Origin of the sequence: Asaia sp. As-1742, from assembly GCF_011753235.1 — a bacterium.
GTDB lineage: Bacteria > Pseudomonadota > Alphaproteobacteria > Acetobacterales > Acetobacteraceae > Asaia > Asaia bogorensis_B.
On record NZ_VWWA01000004.1, the window covers coordinates 60202 to 86431 of the forward strand.

Genomic DNA, 26230 nt, shown 5'->3' on the forward strand with positions numbered 1-26230 from the left:
ATTCTCCCTCAATCCACTATCAGGAGGATTTCAGGCAGACACAAGGCAATCTGGATAAAGCTGGCCAAAGCGTGACCGGTCCTGTTCGAACAGCCGGACATCGAGCGTGATCTCGGTTTCCTGGTCCAGGCGTTCCAGCACCTCGCCATGCTCGTAGAGCCATGCCAGCGCAGCACCGTTGCTGATATCCAGGCTTACACGCGTCAGGCTCATTGATGCCGTCATATGCTGGTCAAGCATCGAATAGAGATTGGGCAGCCCCTCGCCTGTCATGGCCGATATGGCCACACAACCGGGATGGCGGGGCACAGCCTCGATACCGCCCATGAGGTCGGCCTTGTTCAGGACCTCGATGGTTCGCTCGGGCCAGTTTTCATCCAGCATGCCATCACGCACCATGCCATCCAGCACGTTGATGACATCGGCACGCTGAGCCGCACTGTCCGGGTGAGCGATATCGCGCACATGGAGGATGATATCAGCCTCAGCCACTTCTTCGAGCGTCGCACGAAAAGCTGCGACCAGTTCAGTCGGCAATTCGCTGATGAACCCGACCGTATCGGAGAGGATGACCCTGCGCCCCGAAGGCAGGCGCAAGCCGCGCATCGTCGGATCCAGGGTCGCAAAAAGCTGGTCCTGCGCATGGACAGCAGAGCCGGTCAGCGCATTGAACAGCGTCGATTTACCCGCGTTGGTATAGCCCACAAGGGCAACCACCGGAAATGGCACCTTCTTGCGGGCGGAGCGATGCAGGCCGCGCGTGCGACGTACCTGATCGAGATCCTTGCGCAGTCTGACCAGACGCTCATCAATCATGCGACGGTCAGCCTCGATCTGTGTTTCACCCGGACCGCCGAGAAAGCCGAAGCCACCGCGCTGACGCTCAAGATGGGTCCAGAGCCTGACCAGACGGGAGCGCTGATATTCCAGATGCGCCAGTTCGACCTGCAATACGCCCTCACGGGTCGCTGCGCGGGCACCGAAGATATCCAGGATAAGTCCGGTGCGATCGAGCACCTTGCAGTCCAGTGCCTTCTCGAGATTGCGTTGCTGCCCGGGAGACAGTTTCGCATCCACGATCATGACCTTGACGTCATTCTCCTGCACCAGCTCGGCCAGTTGCTCAACCTGCCCTTTTCCGAACAGGGTTGCAGGGCGTACTGCACGGATTGCCAGAACAGCCTGCCTGACCACGACAAGACCGATGGAAGACGCCAGCCCGACAGCCTCTTCAAGACGGGCCTCCGCAGCACGGAACTCGTCATTGGGTGTCGGGCGCGCCCAGGGTAGAATGACCGCAGCGCGTGTCGCGGGGGGTGTCGTACTCGTCGTCACTGACACGTCTTGGGATAACTCCAGTCCTTACAGGCCTAGCTCACTGTCCTGGGCAAAGAGTGCCAGGGGAGCGACAGGCATGATCGTGCTCACCGCATGTTTGTAGACAAGCTGAGTATGGCCGTCACGACGCAGAATGATGGTCTCATGATCAAATTGAGGAATGACACCCTGCAATTTCACGCCGTTGACGAGAAACACGGTCACAGGAAGAGCATGTTGCTGCAGGTGCTGCAGGAACAGGGACTGAACCGTTTCGCCCTCCTGGAACTCCGAAAAGGGGGCGGTCTGGGACGATGGGTTGGGATTTGCTCTGGCCACGATTAATCTTCTTTTTTTCAGGTGTTTGCGGGGGGCCCCTGTCAGGAGGCCGGGAGTCAACGCGTGAAACTTGCTCCCGGCTTTATGGCCCCTAGCTTAACTTTGTTGAAATTGGGTTTCCAGACCTACAGGGTCCTGTCCTCGGGTGTCACACCAAGCTGTTTAAGTTTGCGATGCAGCGCACTACGCTCCATCCCCACGAAATTCGCGGTGCGGCTGATGTTACCGCCAAAACGCAGAAGCTGCACCTGCAGATATTGCGTTTCGAACAGATCCCGTGCCTCACGCAGGGGCAGCGCCATGACATCCGCCCCGGCGTCGAGGCGCGTCATGGACGGTGCGCCCTGACTGACCGTGCTGGGAAGCATGTCGGCGCGAATGAAATCCTGCCCGTTCGGCATCATGATCAGCAGGCGCTCCATCAGGTTCCGCAGTTCCCTGATATTGCCTGGCCATTCATAGGATTGAAGGGCTGCAAGGGCGTCAACTGAGAGCTCACGCGGCGCAAGACCAGCATTCTCGGCGTAGCGACGCAGAAAATGCTGTGCAAGTGAGGGGATATCCTCACGACGCTCACGAAGTGAGGGCAGACGCAACGGTACGACAGCAAGACGATAATAGAGATCCTCGCGGAATCGCCCCAGGGTTATCTCGCCCTGAAGATCGCGATTGGTGGTCGCGATCACGCGCACATCCACCTTGACCCTGGTCGAGCCACCCAGCCGCTCAAACGTCTGGTCCTGCAACGCGCGCACGATCTTGCCCTGGGTCTCGAGCGGCATGTCCGCCACTTCGTCCAGCAGCAATGTGCCCTTATGGGCACGCTCGAGCACGCCGGTGCGGCGCATCACGCCATCGGATTGCCCTTCGATGCCAAAAAGCTCTTCCTCGAACCGGTTCGGAGCAAGTGTTGCACAGTTCAGGGCGATAAACGGACCTGTGCCGCGGCGCGAGCGGGCATGAACCATACGCGCTGCGATTTCCTTGCCCGATCCTGCGGGGCCCGTAATCAGCACGCGTGAATTGGTAGGCGCCACACGCTCGATCTGCCCCCGCACGGCGCTGATGCCGGGGCCGTCACCGAAAAGCAGCGTCTCGTTTCCCGAGCGCAGACGCAGCTCGGCGTTCTCGCGTTCAAGGCGTGCGGCTTCCAGCGCACGCTGGACGACCACAATCAGGCGATCAGCCTGAAAGGGCTTCTCGATGAAGTCATACGCCCCGTGCTGAAGGCTCGAGACGGCTGTCTCGATTGTGCCGTGGCCTGAAATCATGACGACCGGCAGACCTGGCTCCTCGGCCTTGATGGTCTTGAGCAGATCGATGCCGTCGAGGCGCGACCCCTGCAGCCATATATCAAGGATAACCAAAGACGGACGACGCGCCCGGAATGCCGCCAGAGCCTGATCCGAATTGGCAGCAACGCGCGTTTCATATCCTTCGTCACGAAGGAGCCCCTCGATGAGAAGCCGGATATCCGGCTCGTCATCGACGATCAGGATTTCATGCTCCATACGCATTCCTCATCAGAAGTTCACTGCTCCCTGCTCGTCTGGACCATAAGGTCGGGCTGTGCATCGGACATCTCGCGTGCGGGCAGGGTAAGCGTCGAGACGGTTCCGCGCTCATCCGGTCGATCCTCCAGCCTGATCCCACCTGCATGATCCTCCATGATCTTCTTGACAATGGCGAGCCCCAGCCCCGTCCCTTTCGGTTTGTGCGTGATATACGGTTCCGTCAAGCGGTGGCGGTCAACAGAAGGCAAACCGATACCGTCGTCAATGACCTGCACCATGGCTTCGCCCCCTGCAACCCCCAGAACCACGCGAATACTCCCCTGGGTCGTGCGTCTTTCGCCTGCCCCCTCGCCCTGAGCGCTTATCTGACTGCTGTCGCCCTGCTCGTCGCGCTCCTTAGCTGCCATGGCCACGGCATCGGCGGCATTTTGCAGCAGATTGGTCAGGGCCTGGCCAATCAGACGCCTGTCGCAATGCACGAGAGGACCACGGGCCGGCATATCGGTCGTATCATAGATGATCTCGGGATGAGCATTGCGCTGAAGGACCAGAGCCTCTCGCACCAGACGCGACAGATCCTCGTCCTTGAGAACGGGTTGCGGCATACGGGCAAAAGACGAGAACTCATCCACCATACGTCCGATATCGCCAACATGACGCACGATCGTATCCACACACTGCCCGAAGGTTTCCGGATCGGAGCTGATCTCGCGCAGGAAACGACGCTTCAGCCGCTCAGCCGAGAGCTGGATGGGCGTCAGCGGATTCTTGATTTCATGGGCGATGCGACGGGCCACGTCGGCCCAGGCCGCCTTGCGCTGGGCCGCCAGAAGCGCCGTGATATCATCGAACGTGACAACATAGCCTGTCGAGTCATCGCTTCCTTGCTCACCCACAACACGCACCAGAAGTGTGCGGCCGGAAGTACCCACGCTGGGGCCATCGCCAAGCACCGCCCCTTTTTCAGCGACATCGATCTGGATCTCGGCCGTGTGCGCCTGTCCGGGCTCTGCCCGCGCCTGATCGAGCATGGTGCCGAATTCCGGCACAACATCGCGCAGGGCCTGTCCCTTGCCACTGTCCAGGTCACGCTGGAGCAGCCTGGAGGCCGCGCGGTTGGGTAATTCGATCACCTGATGCGCATCGAGACCAATCACGCCGGCCGATACACCCGAAAGCACCGTTTCGGTGAAGCGACGCCGCTCATCAATCTGCTCATAGGCTTCCATCAACTCGGTACGCTGGGTGGAAAGCTGATCGGTCATGCGGTTGAAGGCACGAGAGAGGGTACCAACCTCATCATCACGCCGCGCGTCGCGGGCCCGTGCTTCAGGCACACGCACACTCAGATCGCCCTCGCTCACCCGTCGCGCTGCAAGGATCAGGAGCCCGAGCGGCTGGGTAATCTGTTTGGCCAGAACCAGCCCCGTCAACATGCCTATGCTGAGCACCAGCAGGCCCAGTAGCGCGAAGATCAGCGCAAAGCTCACCTGTATGGCCGAGCGATGCGCGTCGAGACGCTGATATTCCGAAACAACCGCATCGGTATGGCGCATATGCTCGAGAATCTTGGCATCGACCGGGCGTGTGATGACCAGCATCAGTCCGGAACTTGGCCCAAGGCTGACGACAGCGCGCACAGTGCGCTCATCGGGACTATCGAGAATGGCCACATCATTGGTGCGTGCCAGGGTCGTGGCATCCTTTGGCGGCAGGGCAAGCTGCTTGCCCTGCAAGGCTGCCAGACCGCCTGAAGCCACCACCTTGTTGGTATAGGAATCGAACACAACGGCCTCGTTCAGGCCGCGTTCAGTGGCTTCCACATCCAGCATCATCCCGAGCTGACCCGGATCACGCATCAGATCCACGCCGTGGCGATACATCTCGTCATTATTGGCGGTGATGATGATGTTTGCGAGGGCAAAGGCCTCGGTGCGGATGTTGTCGTTATGCTCCTGCAGATAGCCTGCCGCCACGTCACGTGCTTCGGTCAGCGCCGTGTTCACCCTGTTGGAAAACCAGATCTGGATCCCGAAATGGAAGAACAGGGCTGCAAGCCCCCCGATCACCACGGTCGGGGCCACAGCGACCACGCCGAAAAGCGTAATCAGCCTGACATGAAGCCGCGCCCCGGCCAGACCAGTGCGGCGCTCGGCAAGCATGCGCCCGACGCGCATGATGACAGCCGCCCCCAGAAGAAGCAGCACCACGAAATCGAGCAGAAACACGACGGATTCGATCTGGGGCCGGTAAGCAAAGGATAGGCCACGCGCCAGAACGACAAATGTCGTGATCAGCAGGACCAGCGCTGCGCAGGCCAGAACCATTGCCGTCTTGAGACGGCTGACACGCCGTATAACCCGCAGGAAGGCAGAGTCATTCTCTGTCTGCGATCCGCTTCCGGGCATGGCATCATCCGGGATGGGGTCAGACGCTTGCGTGATTACGGGCTTGTCCCTGTCTGTCATGACCGTGTGCGCCCTGTCTCGATCCCAAGAAGCTGCAGCCGTTTGCGCAGCGTATTGCGGTTGATCCCCAGAAGGGCAGCCGCCCTGATCTGATTGCCCTCTGTCGCCCTGAGCACAAGGCGGAACAGGGGTCGCTCGACCTCTGCCAGCACGCGGGCATGAAGCGACCCCTGCACATCGCTTTCGAGATCGAGCATGGAGGGAAGATAACGCGCCAGAAGCCCCTGAAAAGAGGCAGCATCAGCAGTTGTGTCCACCCGATGCAACGCAGCAAGACGTGCCGCCGTCACGACCCCGCCCATTCGGGATTGCGCAGCGTGAGACAGGAGTTGGCGTATCTGGCGGAAATTACCGGGCCAGTCCTGCTGTGCCAGCCAGGCGGCGCAATCCGGATGGAAAACCGCCTCTCCGCCATTCTGTTCGGCCCAGACGGCGCAAAGCGCCCCCATATCGTCATGGCGCTCCCGCATGGCAGGAACGGTGACACAGTGCCGGCTCAGAAGGGTGGCCAGGGCCTCATCCATGCGGCGATCCTGCACAAGGCGCGCAGGCGTCCAGGAACTGGTGCAGATCACCACCGGGCGTTCATTGGCCGGTTTATTGCACAACAGCGCAAGCAGGCTGGCTTGCAGGCCTGGCTCGACAAGGCCGATCTCACCGATGAACAGGCACCCGGCCTGATCCGCCAGAGCCTCTTCAAAAGAGAGGCGATCGATAACCGGCACGAAGCGCCCTGGTCGGGCAGACTGCACCCAGAGATAACGCGCAGCCCGTGTTCGGCCACTACCTGCCTCACCGCACAGCATGAGTGCGTCGAGCGATGGCAGGCAGGCCTCAAGCCGATCTCGCAATTGTCGCACCGCTTCAGACTGCCCGTCGAAACCAAGACTGGCTGGCGCAAGGTGCTTCGGAGCACGAGGTGCAACGCTTGCCGCGCCTTGAGAATTCGTCCCCGCATTTTCTGGAGAGGCGCGATCGTGCGGCATCAGGAGCGCACTGACACGGTTGCGATCATCATGCGCCCGACTGGCCTGAACCGGTAGGGCAAGGCGCGGTCAGATCTTTCTCATTCAGAGAATGCAGGAGTCCAGAATACAAGGACGCATCATGATGCAGCGAACGCGTCATTCAGGCAGCTTCTTCAACCGCATCGCCGGAATCGGGGCGCTGATGCGTGGCTTCACGGTCGCGCACGACCCCGTTGGCGATCTGTTGGTCGTAAAACGCCGTGAGGTGGTCGATCACATCCTGCGCTGTATCCATCTTATTGATGCTGGCACGAAACGCGGCTGAACCGGGAAGGCCGTGCGAGTACCAAGAGACGTGCTTGCGGGCGAGACGCAGGCCGGGGCGCTCGCCGAAATGGTCCAGCATCATCCCGTAATGGCGCAGAACGATGGCTTTCTCTGTCTCGAGGTCCGGATCCGGCATGTTTTCGCCCGAACGAAGCGACTGCGCCACCTGGGCCAGAAACCACGGGCGCCCATAGCAGCCGCGACCAATCATCACACCATCCGCCCCCGAGGCCGCCAGCGCATCGCGGGCGTTCTGGATGGAAACGATATCCCCGTTGACGATCACAGGCAGGGAGACGCTTTCCTTCACCGAGCGAACGAAATGCCAGTCTGCCGTGCCGTTATAGAACATCTGGCGCGTACGCCCGTGGACGGTCACAAGGCGAATACCAACATCTTCGGCAATGCGGGCCAGACGCGGGGCATTGAGCGACTGATGATCCCACCCCATGCGCATCTTCAGCGTCACCGGCACTGAAACGGCTTTGACCGTCGCTTCCAGCAAAGCCGCGGCCTTGACCTCATCACGCATGAGCGCGGATCCGGCAGATTGCCCCACCGCCACTTTTTTCACAGGGCAGCCAAAGTTGATGTCAATCAGGTCGGCGCCCTGATCCACAGCAATCCTGGCGGCCTGCGCCATCGCCTCGGGGTCACATCCTGCCAGCTGAACGGAGTTGGGGCCGTTCTCGGCGCTGCGCGCCATGCGCAGGGTATTCTCGTTCTCACGCACCATGGCCCATGAGGCGATCATTTCCGAAACAACAAGCCCGGCACCGAGATCACGCGCCAGCTGACGGAAGGGCAGATCTGTGACACCCGACATCGGCGCCAGAATGACCGGCGTTTCGATCACGACACCGCCGCCAAGATCGATCGGGCGTAGTTCAAGGCCGCGGCTCGACCCAGCCACGTCGGAAGAGGAGAGATTGCTCATGATAGGCCAAGGATACCGGCGGCCCTTGCGCGAAGCAATCAGAGATCGTCTCTCGTGGCACAGAGAGTCCCTTGCACAACCCCGCCCCATCGCATCGGGATCGTTCAGCTTGCCGGGCTTGTCAGCGCTTTGGTCAGACGGGTCAGAGCGGCCTCATCCGCAGGCAGGCCGAAACGCAGCAGGGTTTCATCCCATGCAAAGCGCCGCACCAGTATTCCAGCCTGCGCCAGCCTTTCCCATATCTCCTGGGCGTGGGCCGTTCGCCAGAGGCTGAAAAGCAGCGTTCCTCCCACAAACGACAGGCCAGCGTCATGCAGGATATGGCGCAGGATTTGTGTCTGATGCGTGAGACGCAGGCCCATCGAGTCGCGCCAGGCCATGTCCAGCAGCGCCTCTCGCCCGATCTGGCAACCCGCCGTGCTTACGGCCCAAGGGCCCATGGCTTCGCGCATGGCTTGAAGCACCGGATGGGTACCCAGCAGAAAGCCAAGACGGACCCCTGCGAGACCATAGGTCTTGCCGAAAGAGCGACAGACGATCAGGGCCCTGTGCGGCAGCAGGGACGCTGCACTGAAGGGTTGGAAATCGGCAAAGGCTTCGTCAATGACCAGCACCCCGCCCGCATGGCAGTGACTTTCGGCGAGAGAGGCTATCTCTCCGACACTTAGAACATGCCCTGTCGGATTATTGGGCGCGCAGATGATCGTAACGATGTTCCTTCCCGGCATTGGCAGGGATGCACCATGCGGAATGAACGTGATCGGTACCCCCGCTGCTGCCCAGGCGGTCTCATGCCCGCTATAAGTGGGTGTCAGGATACGAACACCCTCTACCTTTTGCAGCCGCGAGAGCATGACAGGCAACATTCCGATCAGCATCTGCGTACCCGGACCCGCCAGCACATGGTCTGGCGACACGCCGTAAGCCTGTGATGCCGCAAGGCGCAGCGCCTTTTCCTCCGCGGGATCAGGCAGACGCGAGAGAGCATCTGCCCCGGGCGGGGTGAACGGATAGGCGAACGGGTTGATACCGGTTGAAAGATCGATCAGGGGGGTGGGAGCCTGCGGAAAGCGATGCGCCAGCGTGCTCAGCTGACCCCCATGCGCGGGCCAGGGCGTCATGCTATGATGCCGTTCCTCATGCTTTGCGGTCATCTTGCTCCATGTTCCTTCTCCTGACCCTTTGCGCTCTCGTGACAGAGAGCGTGTTCGGGTATCCGGACGCCCTGTTTCGCCTCATTGGCCACCCGGTAACATGGATTGGCCGGCTGATCACGGCGCTGGACAAGGGGCTTAATCCGCCCGTTGTCGCCTCCTGCGCGTCATCCCCCCGAGGGCAACGCTCGATCGTCAATGCCCGGGCGCGTGGTTTGCTGGCACTTGCCCTCATCATCGCTGTCCCGACGGGGCTTACGATCGGGGCACAGGCTCTTGCCCGTGCCGTCTTGCCAATGCCGGTCACTTTCTGCCTCGAAATCTGCGCGGCCAGCACACTGATTGCGGGGCGATCCCTTCATGATCATGTCCGGGCGGTTCTGACCGGGCTGCGCGCAGGTGGCCTTGACGGTGGGCGCAAGGCAGTCGCGATGATTGTGGGGCGCGACCCCGAGGCTCTCGATCTTGCCGGCGTGGTTCGCGCTGCCACGGAAAGTCTTGCCGAAAATTTCTCTGACGGTGTTGTGGCCCCTGTCTTCTGGCTGGCCGTTTTCGGCTTGCCCGGCGCCGTGGCCTACAAGGCCATCAATACGGCAGACAGCATGATCGGCCATATGACGCCGCGCCATGAAGCCTTCGGACGCGCCGCTGCCCTGTGCGATGACTGCGTGAATATCCCGGCGTCCCGCCTGACCGCTCTCTGGCTTGTTCTGGCGAGTTTCGCGCCGGGCTACGCGACACGGGGTGCCCTGCGCACGGTATGGCGTGATGCCTCCCGCCATCGCTCCCCCAATGCGGGCTGGCCGGAAGCAGCCATGGCTGGCGCGCTGGCTTTGCGTCTGGCAGGCCCGCGGCAGTATGGTGGTACAATCATTGCCGATTCCTGGATGGGCGATGGGAAAATGACGGCCGACACCCGCGATCTTGCCCGCGCCCTCACACTCTACCGTCTGGGGTGCCTGATACAGGGCGGCTTCCTGCTCGCCCTGTTTTGTGGAGTATGCTCATGAGCCCCCCCGCCTGTACCAGTGCGCCGGTTTTCGATCAGGATTTTCGCGACAGGCTCGACACGTTGTTCCAGTGGCGCCGCGATGTCCGCCATTTCCGGCGCGACCCTGTCCCTGAAGAGGTGCTTGACCACCTGCTGGCGGTGACCTGCGCCACCCCGTCGGTGGGACTCAGCCAGCCATGGCGTTTCATGCGCATTGACGCGCCCGAGCGCCGCGAGGCCGTGCGTCAGGAGTTCATGCTGCGCAATGCCGAGGCTCTGGCCGCGAGAAGCGCTACGGATAACACGGCCTATGCCCGCCTCAAGCTCGCAGGACTTGAGGATGCCCCGCATCACATTGCCGTCTTCTGTGACCCCGACCCCGCTCAGGGGCGTGGTCTGGGGCGCATGACCATGCCTGAGACGGTCCAGTGGTCGGCAGTCATGGCCATTCACGGTTTCTGGTTGGCAGCGCAGGCCCATAATGTCGGGCTTGGCTGGGTGTCCATTCTCGACCCGGCGCATATGAACCTGCTTCTGGATGCCGAGCCGCACTGGCAGTTCATGGCCTATCTCTGCGTTGGCTATCCCGAGGAGGAGCACAGCACCCCCGAGCTTGAAAGACGCGGCTGGGAGCAGCGCTCGGGTGATCGTCATCGCTGGATCCTGCGCTGAGCAGCGCCCGGATTACGTCCGGTGCTGTCCGGCCCTGATCTGACCTCTCCCGGGGCCTGACCGCCCCATGCTGCACCCCCTTCAATCGGGAAAAGGCAGCCCGTGAGCGGCGCAGCTCATCCAGTCGATGAACAGACGCACCGCCGCCGAACGCTGTTTTGTCGGGTAGGCATAGGCCAGAATATCACCGCTCTGGGCTGACCACTCAGGCAGGATCTTGACCAGCTGAGACGCGACACTCGGATGGTCGTAGAGAAAATCCGGCAAAACCGAATAGCCCTGTCCAGCCATCAGACTCTCAAGAATCAGGTTGATTGGCCCCAGCGACAGATAGGGGCTTGATCCCAGACTACGGGGCTCACCCCCGGCGGACAGACGCCATCCATCCCGCCCGGGATCATCGACATAGCCGATGAACGGCAGACGGGTGAGATGATCGAAACTCTCCACCGGGCCAAACTGATCCAGAAAACATCGTCCCGCCACCAGACGCCGTTCATACCCCCCGATCCGTCGCACATGCAGTGAAGGGTCATCGAACGGGCGGGTGCGTATCGCTACATCGAACCATGTCATCTTGGCTTCAGACACGTCGTCGCCGAGGGCAAAACTGATCTGACATGACGGATATCGTGCGGCAAAGGCGTGAACCACCGGCAGGACCACATATCGCCCATAGGCCGCATTGGCGAGGATATGGAGTTTGCCCTGGGGGATGGAGCCATGATTCTGTGTGTCGAGAAAAGCTGTCTCGATAGCCTCCACACCTGAATTGCAGCGCCTGTAGAACACCTCGCCGGCCCGCGTCGGGAGAATCTGTTTTGACGTTCTGATCAGCAGATCGGTCTGCAGAAAGGCCTCAAGTTCGATAATCGCCTTGCTTATAACGCTTTTTGACACGCCCAGCGTACGCGCTGCACCGGAGATCGACCCCGCCTCGACCACCGCTATGAAGTAAACCATGCCATTGAAATTTATCTTTTTTCTCATGGATTCCCTCGGGGATCGTTCTAAAAAACCGCACGATCCGTCGCAAAATTTTTCCTTGTTTTTACACAGCATTTCAGCCGATGCTCTAAATCGTAAAAACACGATGAAACTTTAGATACATAACAGTCTTATTCGTTACATGTCGTTAAATATATCGAACGAATCAAATAGGTAACACCGCCTTTACGAATGTCTCTCTAGAAAACGCGGCCCACGATAAAAAACAAGACCGGAGATTGAGATGCACAGATTTAACCCACCTTCGACATTGCATAATGAAACTGTGAACAAATGGAATAATTCCTTGGGGAATTCTGCATTCGTCCGCAATTTTTCCGACTCCCATCACGAGTACTACGAGTCAAAGATGGTATTTGACAGCGCTTCGCATGCGCTCGATGATGACCGCGAGACCCATTGTGTCGAGAACGATGGTCTGGACGACGCCATTTCTTTCCTCGGCACGGATACAGGGCTTCTCGCCCATGCGCAGAACGATCCTGTATCGATCCGAGTCGTCTGGAACCTGCTGGAAAACGTCTCGCGGGTCTACCTCCCCAAGGTTTCCGCAGCCAGTGCAGATGAGACGGTTTGCCTGTCGGTCAAGGGCGATCCGTATTCAGTGCGCGAGAATGGCGTCATGCTCGACGCCCTGAACTACGTGCGCATGCTGTTCTCCGAAACGGCACGGGCTGTCCCAGCTTTCTGAATTCCGGTTTTCTGCATCTCATGGCCCGTGCCGGACGGGCCACCGGTAGCAACTCCCGGCTTCTCCCCGGCACACAGGCAAGATAGAGCGCCCTGCAAGCGACCCGTCAGATCGACAAGAGACGATCGATCGCGACATACTCTTCAAGGTGATTCGCCAGCGCATCGAGCACCGTTTCGATACGGGCCCTGTTATCGAACGGGGAAGATCCGGCGCCAAGCCATGACAGGAATGTAGCGCGCGCTGCCGCCTGATCGAACAGTCCATGCAGATAAGTGCCACGAACACGGCCATCCTCAGAACAGGCACCATCCAGCCGCCCATCGGCAAAGCATAATACGGGCCGTGACAGGGCTGGCCCCTGTGTAATCCCGGCATGAATCTCGTAACCCGAAACTGCGGCACCTGACGGCAGAAGATGGCCGCCTGTCTGACGCACCGTCTTCCCTGGCGCAAGGACGGTCTCGATATCGAGATATCCCAGCCCATCGCGGGTTTGAGGTGTGCCCTCCAGACCATGCGGGTCACTCACGCTGCGTCCCAGCATCTGGTACCCACCACAGATCCCTAGAATACGACCACCACGCCGATGATGCGCTGCGAGATCGATATCCCAGCCCTGCCCCCGGAAGAAATCCAGATCGGCAATCGTCGCTTTCGATCCCGGCAGAATGACCAGATCGCAGACAGGCAGTGCTTCACCCGGCGGTACAAAGACCAGCGACAGGGCTGGCTCGGCGCGCAGGGCATCCATATCATCGAAATTGGCAATCATGGGCATGAGAGGCACCGCGACACGCCACGTTCCTGCCCCCTGCCAGCCGGTAGGCAGATCGCCCGTATCCTCTGGCGGCAATTCGCGCATTGCAGGGAAAAACGGGACCAGACCGCAGGGTGTCCAGCCGGTATGCTCAGCAATGAAACTCATGCCACTGGCAAACAGGCTGGCATCGCCACGCATACGATTGACGATGAATCCCTTGATGCGTTCGGCATCCGAGGGCGGCAGAACCGTGCGCGTTCCAACCAGGCTGGCAATGACGCCCCCGCGGTCGATATCGCCTATCAGGATAACGGGGAGATCGGCCGCCTCCGCAAACCCCATATTCGCGATGTCATTGGCGCGCAGATTGACCTCTGAGGCCGAGCCTGCCCCTTCGACAAGCACAATATCCGCCTGAGCTTGCAGGTGATGGAAGCTTTCAAGCACGGCAGGCATCAGAAGAGGCTTTACCGCCTGATACTCACGCGCCTTGCGCTGCCCCCAGATCTTGCCTTGTACGATGATCTGCGATCCGTGCTCTGATTGCGGCTTGAGCAGGACCGGATTCATATGCACGCATGGCGCCACCCCGCAGGCCAACGCCTGAAGCGCCTGGGCACGGCCGATTTCGCCACCATCTGGCGTTACCGCAGCATTGTTGGACATGTTCTGGGGCTTGAAGGGCCGTACACGTAGCCCGCGTCGGGTCAGTGCCCGAGCGAGACCGGCCACCAGAACAGATTTACCGACATTGGAGCCCGTTCCCTGAAACATCAGGGCGCGAGGGCTCAAAATTCGAAACCCTGCTGGGCTTTTACACCATCACGGAAATGGTGTTTCACAAGGGTCATCTCGGTGACCAGATCGGCAGCCTCGATCAGCCATGCCGGGGCATTGCGCCCGGTAATGACAACATGCTGATGCGCGGGGCGGCTGCCCAGACCTGCCAGCACCGTGGCCTCGTCGAGATAGCCATAGCGCAACGCGATATTCAGCTCATCCAGCACCACCAGCGCCACATCCTCGCGTGCCAGCGCCACACAGGCCTGCTCCCAGGCCCGCTTGCAGGCCGCAATGTCCCGCTCACGGTCCTGCGTCTCCCAGGTGAATCCCTCCCCCAGTGCGTGGAACTGCACCAGATCGCCAAAGCGGGCGAGTGCCCGCCTTTCGCCTGTATCCCATGCCCCCTTGATAAACTGCACGACAACCACCTTGCGCTCATAGCCAAGCATACGCAGGGCAAGGCCGAAGGCTGCTGTGGATTTGCCTTTGCCGGGGCCGGTATGAACCGCGATCAACCCTTTCTCGATCGTCTTTTCAGCCACCTCACGGTCCTGCACCTCCTTGCGGCGCTGCATTTTCGTGCGGTGACGATCGCGTTCGGCCTCCGAAGGATCCCCCTCAGGGGTGGCGGGCAGGTCACTCATCGCATTCGTCTCCAGACACATCATCTTCAGAAAGCAGACTCCGGAAGGAGGCCACAAACATGGTCATTTCATTTCGAGCGCACAGCCTGCCGCGACAAACAGGACGCGCTGCGCCCGCTGGGCCAGTTTCTGGTGCAACAGCCCTGCCTCATCCCTGAACCGCCGTGCAAGGGCATTTTCAGGCACGATGCCGAGCCCGACCTCATTGCCGACCAGCACTGTCAGGGCGCTGCGCCTGTCCAGCGCATCAAGCAGGGTTTCGGTCGCCTGTTCAATATCGCGCTCCTCGAGAATCAGGTTGGTGAGCCACAAGGTCAGGCAATCGACAAGCGCTGGTTCGGGCCCGTCCAGCGCCGTGGCCAGATCGAGGGGGACCTCGATTGTTTCCCAACCGGCGCCGCGTTGTGCCTGATGCAGGGCGATGCGGGAGCGCATTTCATCATCCCAGGCACGCCCCGTCGCGATATAGCGCCACGGCCCCGGCTCCGCCGTTACGAGCGCTTCGGCATGGCGGCTCTTGCCGGATCGGGCACCACCCAGAACAAGTATGGTTTTCATGACCGCTCCCCCTTGCAGAACCGCGCTTATCCCAACACAAAGGCGCCATGTCACCTTTCCTCTCTCTCGAAACCCTCCGGAACGCGTGCGAAACCCTGCCGGAGCCCGATGCTGCGGCACAAGACGCCATCAGGGAACGAGAGGCACGGCTGACAAAACCCGCGGGCAGCCTTGGGCGTCTCGAAACGCTCGTTTCCTGGTTCGGCGCCTGGCGCCCCCTGCATATCAATCAGGCAGCCATCTGCCTTTTTGCCGGGAATCACGGCGTTCTGGCGCAGGGCGTCTCGGCCTGGCCGGCCAGCGTGACCGCTGCCATGATCAGCAATTTCAGACAGGGCGGAGCCGCCATCAACCAGCTGGCCCGTCAGGCCGGTGCGTCGCTTCACGTCGTGCCCGTGGGAGACCTCAACCCCAGCGCCGACCTGACATGCGCGCCAGCGCTCACGACAGAGGCCTTCCTTGAAGCCGTCTCAACAGGGTATGATGCCGTTCCGGCGCAATGCGATCTGCTCGCCCTTGGTGAAATGGGTGTGGGCAATACCACCGCAGCGTCGGCGCTGGCTGCTGCCCTGTTCGGCGGGGATGGCGCGACATGGGCAGGTCGCGGCGCAGGGCTGGATGACGACGGTATCGCGCGCAAGGCCAGGGCCATCGATACGGCGCTGGCCCTGCATGGTCGCGAACACCCGCCTCTGGAACTCGCGCGACGCTATGGCGGATGGGAACTGGCCGCCCTGCTGGGGGCCGCGCTGGCCGCCCGTCACCGGCGCATACCTGTCGTACTTGATGGCTTTGTCGTGACGGCTTCGGTCGCGCCTCTGGCGCTGATGCATCCATCAGGCCTGTCTCACACCGTGCTGGGCCATTGCTCGGGCGAGCAGGGCCATAGCCGTCTTTCCGCCCATCTCGATCTTGAGCCATTGCTCGATCTGGGGCTGCGCCTTGGAGAGGGGTCCGGGGCCGCTCTGGCCATCCCGCTTGTGCGAGCGGCCCTCGCCTGCCACAATGGCATGGCAAGTTTTGATGATATTGCCGTTCTTGATGAGAATAATCGATCAATAAAGAGCTAGATGCCTATCATTCGCGCAGATTTCGCTGCGGGTCTCAGCCTGCTGACACGCCTGCCAACAGGCTGGCTTCTTGCCCCTGACAAGAAGATAGACCTGACACGGTCCAGCTGGTGCTGGCCTCTGATCGGGGGCGCCATCGGTGCGCTTACCGGCACTGTGATGGTGCTGTGCATACGCCTTGGCATGCCAGCCATCGTTGCCACGGGCTGGGCCATCGCCTTCCAGCTTTTCCTGACAGGCGCCCTTCATGAGGACGGGTTTGCCGATACGGTGGATGGGTTTTTCGGCGGCCGCACGCCAGAGCGCAGGCTTGAAATCATGCGCGACAGCCGGATCGGCAGTTATGGCGGGCTGGCGCTGAGCCTGCTGATGCTGCTGCGGGCTGGCACCATGACAACCCTTGCCGCCCAGCCGATCCATATCATCTCGATTCTGGCAACAGCCGGAGCCTTCTCACGCCTGTCGCTCATGCTGCCCCTGCTCTGGCTGCGTCCTGCCCGAGCCGATGGGCTGGCCCATGAGCTGCGCCATCTGCCAGCGCGTGGCCTGCTGATTGCCATGCTCCTGACCGCCCTGATCGCCAGCTCGCTTTCCGTACTTGGTGCGCTATCTCTTTTTCTCGTGGCCTGTCTGGCCACACTTGGCCTGTGCAGCGTCGCCTATCGCCTGATTGGCGGCTACACGGGCGACGTGCTGGGGGCGACAGCCATCATCACCGAGCTTGTGGTTCTGACGGGGGCCAGCCTGCACGGGTTCGACAAGCTGCCCCTGTAGAGGTCAGGGCCTCTCACCCCGCGCAGAGTTAAAAGGCCCGAACGCTGTCAGTCGAGTACGGCGCAGGCGATACGCGCACCGGCGCCACCGATCGGCTGGGTCGTATAATCATCGGGGCTGGTGTGGATGATCAGTGCCGCACCATCAGCATCCTTGAGTGCGGGCCGCTCGCCTGCACCATGCAGCGAAACAAGCGTCGAATACAGCTCGACAGTCGCCGTGCCATCGGGCGCCACATAAAGATTGGGCAGATCACCGGCATCATTCGCGTTTGGCGTAAGCAGACCATGCACGACAGGCGTCACTGCATGAACATGACCACCCGCGCTGGTGAATTTCGGTGAGGTGCAGCTGCCTTTCTCATGGAAATGCATGCCATGCCAGCCAGGCGCCAGACCCTGGGCCGTGATACGCAGCAGAACACCCCGCGGGGCTTCGGTCACGCTGACCGTTCCATGCGCCTTGCCGTCCGTGCCCAGCAATGTGCCCTTGGCACTGTCTGCCGCCTGCGCCCGTGACAGACCAGCAGGGGAGAGAGCGATGACCGCCCCCCCTAGGAGAAAAACAGAAAGCATCTTGTTCATGGCATGACGCATGAGATCTGACCTCGACGTTGAAAAGAACGCTGCTGTTCCGAAACGGATGACAGCCAGGAAAGGTTCTGGACGGGAAACAGAAAGCTTGCCTGAGTTGAGACCGATTCGCAACATACCGTCTTGACGCGTCGTCCCGGTTATTCTCGGTCCAGAACCGTGCGCCACGCTTGTGCCGCCCGCGTTCCTGCCCGAAACTGGTTTTGCTTACCCCCAGGCACAAGGAGGCAACACCATGCTCGAACTCAGGCCCAATTGTGAATGCTGCGACGCGGATCTCTCCCCCGCTACGAACGATGCCATGATCTGCTCTTTCGAGTGCACATTCTGCGTGCGCTGCGCCACCGATCAACTCAAGGGCGTATGTCCCAATTGCAGCGGCGATCTGGTGCCCCGCCCTGTTCGGCCATCACGCTTTCTGGCCTCCAGCCCCGCCTCGACGCGCCGTGTGTTACGGGAGCAACCCTGCCCCGGCCTTTGAGTCGTTCCTGAAGTCGTTTTTAAACCGGAATTTTCTAACACCCTGCGTGTCGATGCTCTAGCCTCAGGCCATGCGTATGCCGTGAGCCCTGCCAGCATGGTGCTGACAGCTCACGGCATACCCGAAGGTACACGAGGCTGATTGGTCATGGCAGACAAGGCTTCAAGCCCCTCGTCCGGTGCGTGGCGCTGGCTTGGTGTGGCGTCTCTTCCCTGCCTTCTGGCCCTCGGCTTCGCTGTCGCTGGCGGATGGTTGAGCCCCCACAGGGTCACACAGAATACACTGCTCGGCGCCTTGCAGGGTGTGGACGGCCATCATCCGGGCTTTCGGCGCAACCATGCCAAGGGTGTCTGTGTCACCGGGTGGTTCGAGGGCAATGGTGCCGCCGCCACCTATTCCACAGCCCCCTTCTTCGAGGCAGGTCGCGTGCCGGTCATCGGGCGCTTCGCTCTTGCCGGTGGCATGCCCTATCAGGGTGACGCGCCGGGCAAGGTGCGCTCGCTGGCGCTGAGTCTGGAAGCACCGAACGGGCAGGAATGGCGCATGGGCGTCAATGACATTCCTGTCTTTCCGGTTCGCACACCGGCGGAGTTCCAGTCACTCCAGATCGCTGTTCGCCCCGACCCGGCCACGGGCAAGCCAGACCCAGCGCGCGTGCAGGCCTTCAAAGCGTCCCATCCGTGGCTCGCTGAAGCCGGCGCGGCGCTGGCCAAAAGGCCGATTACCCCCGGATTTGAAAACGATCGCTATAACAGCCTCGATTCCTTTCTGCTGCATGATGCCAAGGGGGGCACGACCCCTATGCGCTTCGCCCTGCGCCCCGCGGAAAATGTCGTAACCACCCCCTTGACGGGCGATGACGCCCTCTTCGAGCAGCTTGCTGCGGCCATGAGTGCCCATCCCCTGCGCTGGACACTGGTGCTTACCCTGGCCGGTCCGGGTGATGCCATCAATGACCCAAGCAGGGCCTGGTCTGCGCAGGACAGGCAGATCGAGGCTGGCACCCTGACGCTTGACAGGATCGAGAGCGAGGAGACCGGCCCTTGCACCGGCATCACTTATGACCCGTTGATCCTGCCGCAGGGAATAAGCGCCTCGGACGATCCGGTTCTTCAGGCCCGTTCAGCGGCCTATATGCGCTCTTTTGCCGAACGGTCACGCGAGCCCGTGCCTCAGCCTGCCGTCACACCCACGACGCTTGAGCAGAAGATGCCGGAGAAAGCATCATGAGCCCTCACCCTGTTTTCAGCCTGACATCGCGCCTGCTGCACTGGCTGATGGCTGTACTGATTCTGATCATGATCTTTATCGGTCTGTTCATGGCCTCCGGTGTAGGGCCGCACTACCACAGCCTTGTGTCATTTCACCGCCCGCTGGGTATTGCCATTCTGCTTCTGGCTGTCCTGAGGTTGCTCAACCGCTGGCTGAACCCGCCTCCTGCCCTGCCCGCCGATCTGCCGAATCTCATGGCGCTCATGGCCAAAGCGTCGCACTGGGCGCTTTACACACTCATGATCGGGTTACCTCTGGTCGGCTGGGCCATGCTCTCGGCGGGCGGTTACCCAATCCCGCTTTTGGGCCACAGCTTTCTTCTGCCCCCGATCCTGCCGCATGATGCAGCACTCTGGGGCTGGCTACGCCTTGCCCATACCATACTGGCCTTCTGTCTTTTCGGGCTCATTCTGGCTCATAGCGGGGCGGCGCTTTTTCATTTCCTGATCAGGCGCGACAGGGTGTTCCAGAGCATGACGGGGCAGGATCACGAGATCTGACATCGGCGCCTTCCCGTGCCCTCTTGCAAAGCCGCGGGGCAACGGTTCATGGGAGGCAAAACATCTCCGGATCCTCCTGCCATGCCGCGTGTCCCTTCCCCCGCCTGTGGTCTTGCCCTTGCCTTGCTGGCGTGGCAGCCCCGGCCTGCTCTGGCCAGTGAGACAACCGACAGGGCTCTCACCGTCAGCCGGGTCGATGCGCTCTGTGCGGCCGTGCAGCAGAGTGCGCCCCCTGCGAGCGACCGGCCGGATCCGGCGCAACGCGAGGCGTTGAGGGGATGTGACAGCGAGGCCCTGTATTTTGGTATCGGCATGAAGGCCGATCCCGTCAGGGCGCGACTCTGTGCCTTTACCGAACAGTCCCCGGAATCATCCCGGGTCGTGTGGGGTTATACAGGCAGCCATCTGCTGATGATGATCTACGCCAATGGCGAGGGGACCGCCCGCAACATTGCCTATGCGCAGAATCTGGCCTGTTCCACCTCTTTTGCCCCGGCGGAGCGCGACCTGCGGGTGTTGCATCTGCAGGCCATATCCGAAGGCACGGACAAGGGCCCTTTCGATTACTGCCATGACGCCACGGCGGGCGTTACGGGCGGCTATTGCGCGGCCCATCAGGCAAGGATTGCGAGCGAAGTCGAGAACCGGAAAATCCGGGATTTTGCGGCCAGCCTCCCTCACTCTGCCCGCCCGGCATTTTCCGCGCTCGTGGCGCAACAGAAACTCTGGGGAGACGCCCGCGCCGCCAACGAAACAGATCTCTCAGGCACGCTGCGCGCGGCTTTCGAGATACAGGAGCGCATGTTGCAACTGCGCGACTTCACCCAGATGCTGGCACGCCTCGGGCATAGGCCCCTGCCGCCTCTCGGCAGCGCCCAACTCAATACCGCCAATACGCGCATGCAAGTGGCCTTGAAACGCCTTGCTGGCCATCAGAACATCGGCGGCACAACAATCAATTCGAGCGATATCGAAAAGGCCCAGAGCTCTTTTCTGGCCTACCGGCAGGCATGGGGCAGTTTTGCCGCCGTAGCTTATCCTCATTGGGGGCGTGACGCCGCCGAAGCCTGGGTCACGATGAAACGGGCCGACATGCTGGAGCATCTTGCCGCCTTGCTGGATTGAAGAGCGCGGGCAGCGGAAGAACTGATGCCAACCCAGCAACAGGCTCCCGGATATGAAAAAAGCGGCCGGGTGGCCGCTTTTTTCCGTTTCAGTCCGGCTGGAACGCTCAGTCAACCAGCTGGAAAGACAGACCCTGACCACCGGCGGCGAGATGCGCCCCACGTGTTGCGGTCGTGATTTTGATCTTCACGCCATTGCTGTTGCTCAGAATAGCGCCACCGATCCCACGATCCAGCGTCGCGTCGCCGTTCAGAGCGCCGTAACCGCCATCGAAATCGTGCAGGTTCTTCAGGTTATAGACGACACCCGTTGCCTCGATTTTCGAGAAACCGACAGCAGCAATGTTACCGCCCGAAATCTTGAAGCGATAGGTCTTGTGACCATAGGTCAGCGTGCCCTGGCCCCAAGTGTAGCCAATGCCCACATCGGCGGATTTCGCCATCAGGGTGATGTGGCCAACGGGGGTGCCCAGTGCATCGGGGGCTGCATGCGCTACCGGCATGACGGCCAGAGCCGCAGCAGCAAAGGTCGAAGCAGCAAGGGCACGGCGGGTAAATGAGCGCATTGTTATTGTTCCTCTCAGAAAGGGAATGCGTTGCGGTTCGTTAACTCCCTGCATCGCTTTTCGTTCCCGCCCCGCCTGCATGATCGCGAGGCGTTGACCTCCAGGCGGGCCAACGCGGCGCAAAGGGCGCGCGGGGGATGGTTCAGTCGCGCTGCGGCGGGGCCATGAAATCCGGCTCGATGGCATCAGGCACGTTGTCCCGCAGGATGGTCTCGATCTCGGCCTTGTCCTGATCGCTCAGTGACCAGCCATAGGCCTCGGCCACACCATCAATCTGCTCGGGCTTGCGTGCGCCCCAAAGCGCCACAGTCGGTCCCTGGTCAAGCACCCAGCGAATGGCCAGCGCCAGCATGGATTTGTCGTGACGCGCGGCAATAGCCTTCAGCGCCTCGACAGCAGCGAGGTAACGCCCGAATACCGGCTGCTGGAATTTCGGATCGCTGCTGCGCAGGTCATCCTTGGGGAAATGAGTTTCAGACGTCATCTTGCCCGCCAGAAGGCCGCGACAAAGCGGACCATAGGCCATCACGATTGCGTCATGAGCCTTGGCGTAAGGCAGGATGTCGCGCTCGGTTGTGACGCGCTCGAACAGGTTGTAGGGCGGCTGGATGGTGCTGATCGGGGTGATGGTCCCGAACCGGTCCATATCATCAACCGAGAAATTGCTGACCCCGATGGCGCGGATCTTGCCTTCGCGACGAAGCTTTTCCAGCTCATGGGCTGTTTCCTCAACCGGGGTCTTGCCGTCAGGCCAGTGCACCTGCTCCAGATCGATCACATCGGTCTTAAGGCGTCGCAGGGAGTCTTCCACCTCCTTGCGGATGCGTTCGGGACGGCTGTCACGATAGACTTTCTGGTCATCTGACCAGGCCAGACCAAGCTTTGTGGCCAGCACGACCTTGTCGCGTCGCCCGCCCTCCAGCGCCCGACCGATAACCTCCTCGCTGTGGCCAAACCCGTAAACCGGCGCTGTATCGATGAAGTTGATGCCGTTATCGATCGCCTTATGGATCGTGCGTATGGCGTTGTCGTCATCGGGGCCACCCCACATCCAGCCGCCAATCGCCCATGTTCCCAGGGCAATGCGGGTTACAGGCTTGTCGATATTCCTGATGCTGATCGTATCGGCAGTCATGAGATGTTTCTCCGTTCGTGTGAGGTCACATGCTGTTTCATACGGTGGAGAACCGTGTTCGTTGCCTCACTTGCGCCTGATGCGCCGAGCGGGCATCACCGCAGATCATGACACGCCGCGCCCGCCTTACTTCCGTGCTTGATCGCCTTGGTTTCGGGGCGACGCTGCTTCTGCCGGTCTTTCTGACTCATGGCAGGCTGTTTTCAGAGATCATGATGGACCTCCTGGCCATCGGCCTGCTGGCGCGTTCGGCGCTGGGGCTTGGCTGGGGCTGGGGTCGGCAGTTCTGGGTCCGTGTGGCCCTGCTGTGGTGGGGCTGGCAGATTGTTTGCTCCCTGCCCCATATCGGCATTGGCTCGTCGCAGGCGCTCACGCAGTCCATTCTCGCCATACGGTTTCCCCTCATGGCGGCAGCCCTTCAGGTCTGGACGCTGCGCGATGAACCATCGCGGACGACAATGCGCTGGGTTCTGATCACCTGTTGCGGATATTTCGTGCTCCAATTTCTGGTGCAGGCCATCTTCGGGCATAATCTCTTCGGCTACCCGCGTTATATCGACGGGACGCTGACCGGACCCTATGCCCACCCCAGAGCGGCAGCGCCTTTCTCCCGTCTGGTTCTGCCCGTCATGATGCTGGGCTGTGCCTGGCTGATGGCCCGCCCCGGAAAGGCACCTGCCACAGGCTCCCCGGGAACGCGCAACGGCAATCCGCACAGGACAACCCTCCCCGTTTTCTTGGCCATGAGTGGGCTGGCTGTTATTGTGCTGGGGATTATGGTCCTAGCCGGGCAGCGTATTCCCATGGCGCTTACCGCGCTCGGGATCGGCATTTGTGCCCTGTTCTATCGCCCTTTGCGCCCTGCTGCCCTGGTCGGGGCCCTCAGTCTGCCCGTTCTGGTCTTGCTGGTGCGCGTTCTTGCGCCTCAGGCCTTTCAACATCTCATCGTGCTGGCCGCTCATCAGCTCTCGCATTTCTGGGAGTCGCATTACGGTCTGCTCTTTACCCGTGCGATTGTCATCGCGCAGGCCCATCCCGTCACCGGGCTCGGTTACGACGCCTTCCGTCATGCCTGCGCCAATCCGGCCTATTTGCATGGTCTATCCTGGCTCAGCACAGCCAGCGATGGCGGCGGCACGAGCATTTGCGTCCAGCACGCGCATAACCACTATCTGCAGGCACTGACCAATGCCGGGCTACCGGGGCTCTTCCTGTTCGGTGGGCTGGTTTTTGCGTGCCTGCGCGCACTCTGGCCTGTGCAAGGGGCTCATCATGCCTGGCGCATCGGCCTGTTCGCGGCCTTTTTCGTTCAGGAATGGCCCTTTGCCTCAGCCAGCGACTTCCTCAACCTGCCTCTTGGCGGATGGGCCTTCATGCTGCTTGGCGTCGGACTGGCCGAGGCAGCGGCTCTGGGGGCCCCGACCTTGGGGGCCACCTCTGTTCCTCGCGACAAGGCGACCCTATATGCTGTGCCGACCGTAACCTCTCGCTAAGACCCGGAGTGCCGATGTCCGAGACCAAGATCCCCGTCACCGTTCTCACCGGCTTTCTCGGTGCCGGGAAAACCACGCTGCTCAACCATATTCTCTCGAGCGAGCACGGGCGCAAATATGCCGTGCTCGTCAATGAGTTCGGCGAACTGGGCGTCGATGGCGATCTGGTGGTCGATGCGGATGAAGAGGTGTTCGAGACCAATAACGGTTGCATCTGCTGTACCGTGCGCGGCGATCTGATCCGTATTCTCGGCAGTCTGCTCCGTCGTCGTGGCAAGTTTGACGGTATCATTGTCGAGACCACCGGTCTTGCCGATCCGGCCCCCGTGGCCCAGACCTTTTTCGTGGATGAAAACCTGCGCGAGAAATCACGCCTCGACGCCGTCGTGACCGTGGTCGACGCCTATAACGTCATCCAGACGCTGGACGAGAGCCCCGAGGCGATCCGTCAGGTGGCGTTTGCGGATGTGATCATTCTCAACAAGACCGATCTCGTGGATGAAGCCGCGCTTGAGGCCATCGAGGCGCGTCTGCGCGGGATCAATGCCAGCGTGCAGATCCATCGTGCCCAGCACAGCGCCGTGGCACTCAGCACCGTGCTCGATCAGGGCGGGTTCGACCTTGAACGCGCGCTGGAAACCATGCCGGACTTCCTTGAGAACAACGAGCACTCGCATGAGGAGGGCGTTACCAGCATGTCCTTCGCCGTCGAGGAGCCGCTTGACGAACAGCGCTTTCAGGCGTGGATCGGCGCGATCCTTCAGGAACAGGGCGCGGATATCCTGCGGTCCAAGGGCATCATGCATTTTGCGGGCAAGGATGAGCGCTTTGCGTTCCAGGCCGTGCACATGATGGCCGATGGCGACTATATCGGCAAAGGCAAGGAGGGCGAGAGCAAGGAATCGCGCATCGTCTTCATCGGTCGCAACCTCAACCGTCCGCAGCTTCGTCGTGGCTTTGAAAGCTGCCGCGCATGAGCGAGATGACTGAACTCCTCGCCACACGCGGCGCGGAAAAGACCATTGGTTCGCCCGTTACCGTCGCCGCCTGTGCCCGCGATGGCCAGACCTTCGCGCTCGGCACGGTCGAAGGCGAGATCTTCCTGATCCCTGTTGCCGGGATCAGGCATCCTGAAACATGGCAGCGCATCGAGGCTCATGACGGTGCCGTGCTCTGCCTCGCTGCCGATACCGGCAAAACAGGTTTCGTCAGCGGTGGCGAGGATAACCGCCTGTGCCGCACCCTGCCCGATGGCACGGTGAGCGAACTGCACAAGGGCCGTCGCTGGGTGGATTGCGTGGCCACAACACCTGACCATCTGGCCTTTTCGACCGGCAAGCAGCTTGAGATCCGCGACGCCTCTGGGGGGACCACTCTCAAGACCCTTGAGCACCCCTCGACCGTTACCGGCATCGTTTTTGATGCCAAAGGCAAGCGTGTCGCCGCGTCGCATTATAACGGCGTGTCGATGTGGTTTGTTGGCGCGAAAGTGGACACGGTACGCCCCCTCGAATGGAAGGGCAGCCACACCACCCTCGCCATTCATCCAGCTGGCGAGGCCCTCGTGACCGCGATGCAGGAAAATGACCTGCATGGCTGGCGCCTGTCTGACAGCCATAACATGCGCATGAGCGGCTACCCCAAGCGCGTGACCTCGCTCTCCTTTACCCGTAACGGGCGCTGGCTTGCGACCTCAGGCGCCGATGCCATCGTTCTCTGGCCATTCTTCGGCGGCGGCCCGATGGGCAAGCCCCCGACCGAACTTGCGCGCCTGCCCGGCGTGTTCTGCTCGGCCGTTGCAGCCCACCCCAAGAACGATATCATTGCCGCAGGGTTTGAAGACGGCTCGGTTCTTCTCGCCGAACTCGGCTCTGAGCGTGTTCTGCCCATCTGCCTTGGCAAGCGCGGCAAGGTAACCGGCCTGGTCTTTTCACCGCTGGGCGGCGTAATGGTGTTCGGCACGGATGACGGCGTGATTGCCGCCATTGATCTTTCCTCAGCAGGCTAAAACGAGCGGAGACTGATGCGCCTCTGTTGCTGCAAGTCTCACCTTGCAGCAACGCCCCGCAGCAGAGATTTCAAACCTGG

The 26230-nt window shown here is 61.1% G+C and carries 26 protein-coding genes; 12 read left to right on the top strand and 14 right to left on the bottom strand.

Annotation, left to right across the window (positions count from 1 at the left end):
• Positions 1–30: 30 nt before the first annotated feature.
• The 7 genes from hflX to F3J08_RS07595 all read right to left on the bottom strand — a co-directional run bounded on the left by hflX (position 31) and on the right by F3J08_RS07595 (position 8991).
• Positions 31–1341, bottom strand: coding sequence for a GTPase HflX (hflX, locus tag F3J08_RS07565; RefSeq protein WP_370458685.1), 1311 nt, complete (start codon positions 1339–1341; stop codon positions 31–33).
• A gap of 21 nt (positions 1342–1362) precedes the next feature.
• Positions 1363–1578: an RNA chaperone Hfq gene (gene hfq, locus F3J08_RS07570; protein WP_240149242.1), complete on the bottom strand. Its 216-nt coding sequence runs from the start codon at positions 1576–1578 to the stop codon at positions 1363–1365.
• Positions 1579–1781: 203 nt separating this feature from the next.
• Positions 1782–3167, bottom strand: coding sequence for a sigma-54 dependent transcriptional regulator (locus tag F3J08_RS07575; protein ID WP_122038665.1), 1386 nt, complete (start codon positions 3165–3167; stop codon positions 1782–1784).
• A 20-nt stretch (positions 3168–3187) separates the two neighbouring features.
• Positions 3188–5497: a PAS domain-containing sensor histidine kinase gene (locus F3J08_RS07580; protein WP_240149243.1), complete on the bottom strand. Its 2310-nt coding sequence runs from the start codon at positions 5495–5497 to the stop codon at positions 3188–3190.
• A 137-nt stretch (positions 5498–5634) separates the two neighbouring features.
• Positions 5635–6624, bottom strand: a complete 990-nt coding sequence (locus F3J08_RS07585) for a helix-turn-helix domain-containing protein (protein ID WP_166929112.1) — start codon at positions 6622–6624, stop codon at positions 5635–5637.
• 142 nt (positions 6625–6766) lie between these two features.
• A complete protein-coding gene (gene dusB / locus F3J08_RS07590; protein ID WP_062163801.1) occupies positions 6767–7870 on the bottom strand; it encodes a tRNA dihydrouridine synthase DusB in 1104 nt (367 codons plus the stop codon).
• A gap of 104 nt (positions 7871–7974) precedes the next feature.
• Positions 7975–8991, bottom strand: a complete 1017-nt coding sequence (locus tag F3J08_RS07595; RefSeq protein ID WP_166929115.1) for a threonine-phosphate decarboxylase — start codon at positions 8989–8991, stop codon at positions 7975–7977.
• Between the two features lie 41 nt (positions 8992–9032).
• Here F3J08_RS07595 and cbiB point away from each other — a divergent pair, with 41 nt between their 5' ends.
• Together cbiB and bluB are read left to right on the top strand one after the other, a co-directional pair.
• On the top strand, positions 9033–10034 hold the full coding sequence (cbiB, locus tag F3J08_RS07600) for an adenosylcobinamide-phosphate synthase CbiB (RefSeq protein WP_166929117.1): 1002 nt from the start codon (positions 9033–9035) through the stop codon (positions 10032–10034).
• Entirely contained in the window at positions 10031–10687 is a 657-nt protein-coding gene (gene bluB / locus F3J08_RS07605) for a 5,6-dimethylbenzimidazole synthase (protein ID WP_166929119.1), read from the top strand. The genes cbiB and bluB overlap by 4 nt, the downstream gene beginning before the upstream one ends.
• Before the next feature lie 81 nt (positions 10688–10768).
• On the opposite strand, the gene F3J08_RS07610 is transcribed toward bluB, so the two are convergent.
• Positions 10769–11677, bottom strand: coding sequence for a LysR family transcriptional regulator (locus F3J08_RS07610; protein ID WP_166929120.1), 909 nt, complete (start codon positions 11675–11677; stop codon positions 10769–10771).
• Positions 11678–12044: 367 nt separating this feature from the next.
• On the opposite strand from F3J08_RS07610, the gene F3J08_RS07615 reads away from it, so the two are divergent.
• Positions 12045–12386: a hypothetical protein gene (locus tag F3J08_RS07615; protein WP_166929121.1), complete on the top strand. Its 342-nt coding sequence runs from the start codon at positions 12045–12047 to the stop codon at positions 12384–12386.
• Positions 12387–12492: 106 nt separating this feature from the next.
• Here the strand turns inward: F3J08_RS07615 and F3J08_RS07620 are convergent, their stop codons facing one another.
• The 3 genes from F3J08_RS07620 to cobU all read right to left on the bottom strand — a co-directional run bounded on the left by F3J08_RS07620 (position 12493) and on the right by cobU (position 15134).
• Entirely contained in the window at positions 12493–13923 is a 1431-nt protein-coding gene (locus tag F3J08_RS07620; protein ID WP_166929483.1) for a cobyric acid synthase, read from the bottom strand.
• Between the two features lie 14 nt (positions 13924–13937).
• The gene (cobO, locus tag F3J08_RS07625; protein ID WP_166929123.1) at positions 13938–14576 is read right to left on the bottom strand and encodes a cob(I)yrinic acid a,c-diamide adenosyltransferase; all 639 of its coding nucleotides are present in this window, start codon (positions 14574–14576) and stop codon (positions 13938–13940) included.
• Positions 14577–14639: 63 nt separating this feature from the next.
• On the bottom strand, positions 14640–15134 hold the full coding sequence (gene cobU / locus F3J08_RS07630) for a bifunctional adenosylcobinamide kinase/adenosylcobinamide-phosphate guanylyltransferase (protein ID WP_166929124.1): 495 nt from the start codon (positions 15132–15134) through the stop codon (positions 14640–14642).
• 47 nt (positions 15135–15181) lie between these two features.
• Here cobU and cobT point away from each other — a divergent pair, with 47 nt between their 5' ends.
• Both cobT and F3J08_RS07640 read left to right on the top strand, forming a co-directional pair.
• Complete coding sequence (gene cobT, locus F3J08_RS07635) at positions 15182–16204, top strand: nicotinate-nucleotide--dimethylbenzimidazole phosphoribosyltransferase (protein ID WP_166929126.1); 1023 nt, start codon at positions 15182–15184, stop codon at positions 16202–16204.
• Positions 16205–16978 (top strand): adenosylcobinamide-GDP ribazoletransferase, encoded by a 774-nt coding sequence (locus F3J08_RS07640; RefSeq protein ID WP_166929128.1) that lies wholly within the window; start codon positions 16205–16207, stop codon positions 16976–16978.
• A 47-nt stretch (positions 16979–17025) separates the two neighbouring features.
• Here F3J08_RS07640 and sodC read toward each other — a convergent pair whose 3' ends face one another.
• On the bottom strand, positions 17026–17553 hold the full coding sequence (gene sodC, locus F3J08_RS07645; RefSeq protein ID WP_370458699.1) for a superoxide dismutase[Cu-Zn]: 528 nt from the start codon (positions 17551–17553) through the stop codon (positions 17026–17028).
• 253 nt (positions 17554–17806) lie between these two features.
• On the opposite strand from sodC, the gene F3J08_RS07650 reads away from it, so the two are divergent.
• The 4 genes from F3J08_RS07650 (at position 17807) to F3J08_RS07665 (ending at position 20949) form a co-directional block, all read left to right on the top strand.
• Positions 17807–18052 carry a DUF1272 domain-containing protein gene (locus F3J08_RS07650; protein ID WP_166929131.1) on the top strand — a complete coding sequence of 82 codons (246 nt, stop codon included), beginning with the start codon at positions 17807–17809 and terminating at the stop codon, positions 18050–18052.
• A gap of 147 nt (positions 18053–18199) precedes the next feature.
• On the top strand, positions 18200–19282 hold the full coding sequence (locus tag F3J08_RS07655; RefSeq protein ID WP_166929132.1) for a catalase family peroxidase: 1083 nt from the start codon (positions 18200–18202) through the stop codon (positions 19280–19282).
• Positions 19279–19824 carry a cytochrome b gene (locus F3J08_RS07660; RefSeq protein WP_166929133.1) on the top strand — a complete coding sequence of 182 codons (546 nt, stop codon included), beginning with the start codon at positions 19279–19281 and terminating at the stop codon, positions 19822–19824. Before F3J08_RS07655 ends, F3J08_RS07660 begins: the two co-directional genes overlap by 4 nt.
• Positions 19825–19905: 81 nt before the next feature.
• Entirely contained in the window at positions 19906–20949 is a 1044-nt protein-coding gene (locus tag F3J08_RS07665; RefSeq protein ID WP_166929134.1) for a hypothetical protein, read from the top strand.
• Positions 20950–21055: 106 nt separating this feature from the next.
• Here the strand turns inward: F3J08_RS07665 and F3J08_RS07670 are convergent, their stop codons facing one another.
• Entirely contained in the window at positions 21056–21514 is a 459-nt protein-coding gene (locus F3J08_RS07670) for a hypothetical protein (RefSeq protein WP_023977874.1), read from the bottom strand.
• Positions 21515–21656: 142 nt separating this feature from the next.
• Complete coding sequence (locus F3J08_RS07675) at positions 21657–22649, bottom strand: aldo/keto reductase (protein ID WP_166929135.1); 993 nt, start codon at positions 22647–22649, stop codon at positions 21657–21659.
• Between the two features lie 107 nt (positions 22650–22756).
• On the opposite strand from F3J08_RS07675, the gene F3J08_RS07680 reads away from it, so the two are divergent.
• The 3 genes from F3J08_RS07680 to F3J08_RS07690 are packed head-to-tail and all read left to right on the top strand — an operon-like array spanning position 22757 to position 26150.
• Positions 22757–24142: an O-antigen ligase family protein gene (locus tag F3J08_RS07680; RefSeq protein WP_166929136.1), complete on the top strand. Its 1386-nt coding sequence runs from the start codon at positions 22757–22759 to the stop codon at positions 24140–24142.
• A 14-nt stretch (positions 24143–24156) separates the two neighbouring features.
• The gene (locus tag F3J08_RS07685) at positions 24157–25119 is read left to right on the top strand and encodes a GTP-binding protein (protein WP_122038682.1); all 963 of its coding nucleotides are present in this window, start codon (positions 24157–24159) and stop codon (positions 25117–25119) included.
• A 5-nt stretch (positions 25120–25124) separates the two neighbouring features.
• Positions 25125–26150 carry a WD40 repeat domain-containing protein gene (locus tag F3J08_RS07690; RefSeq protein ID WP_166929485.1) on the top strand — a complete coding sequence of 342 codons (1026 nt, stop codon included), beginning with the start codon at positions 25125–25127 and terminating at the stop codon, positions 26148–26150.
• Positions 26151–26230 lie beyond the last annotated feature (80 nt).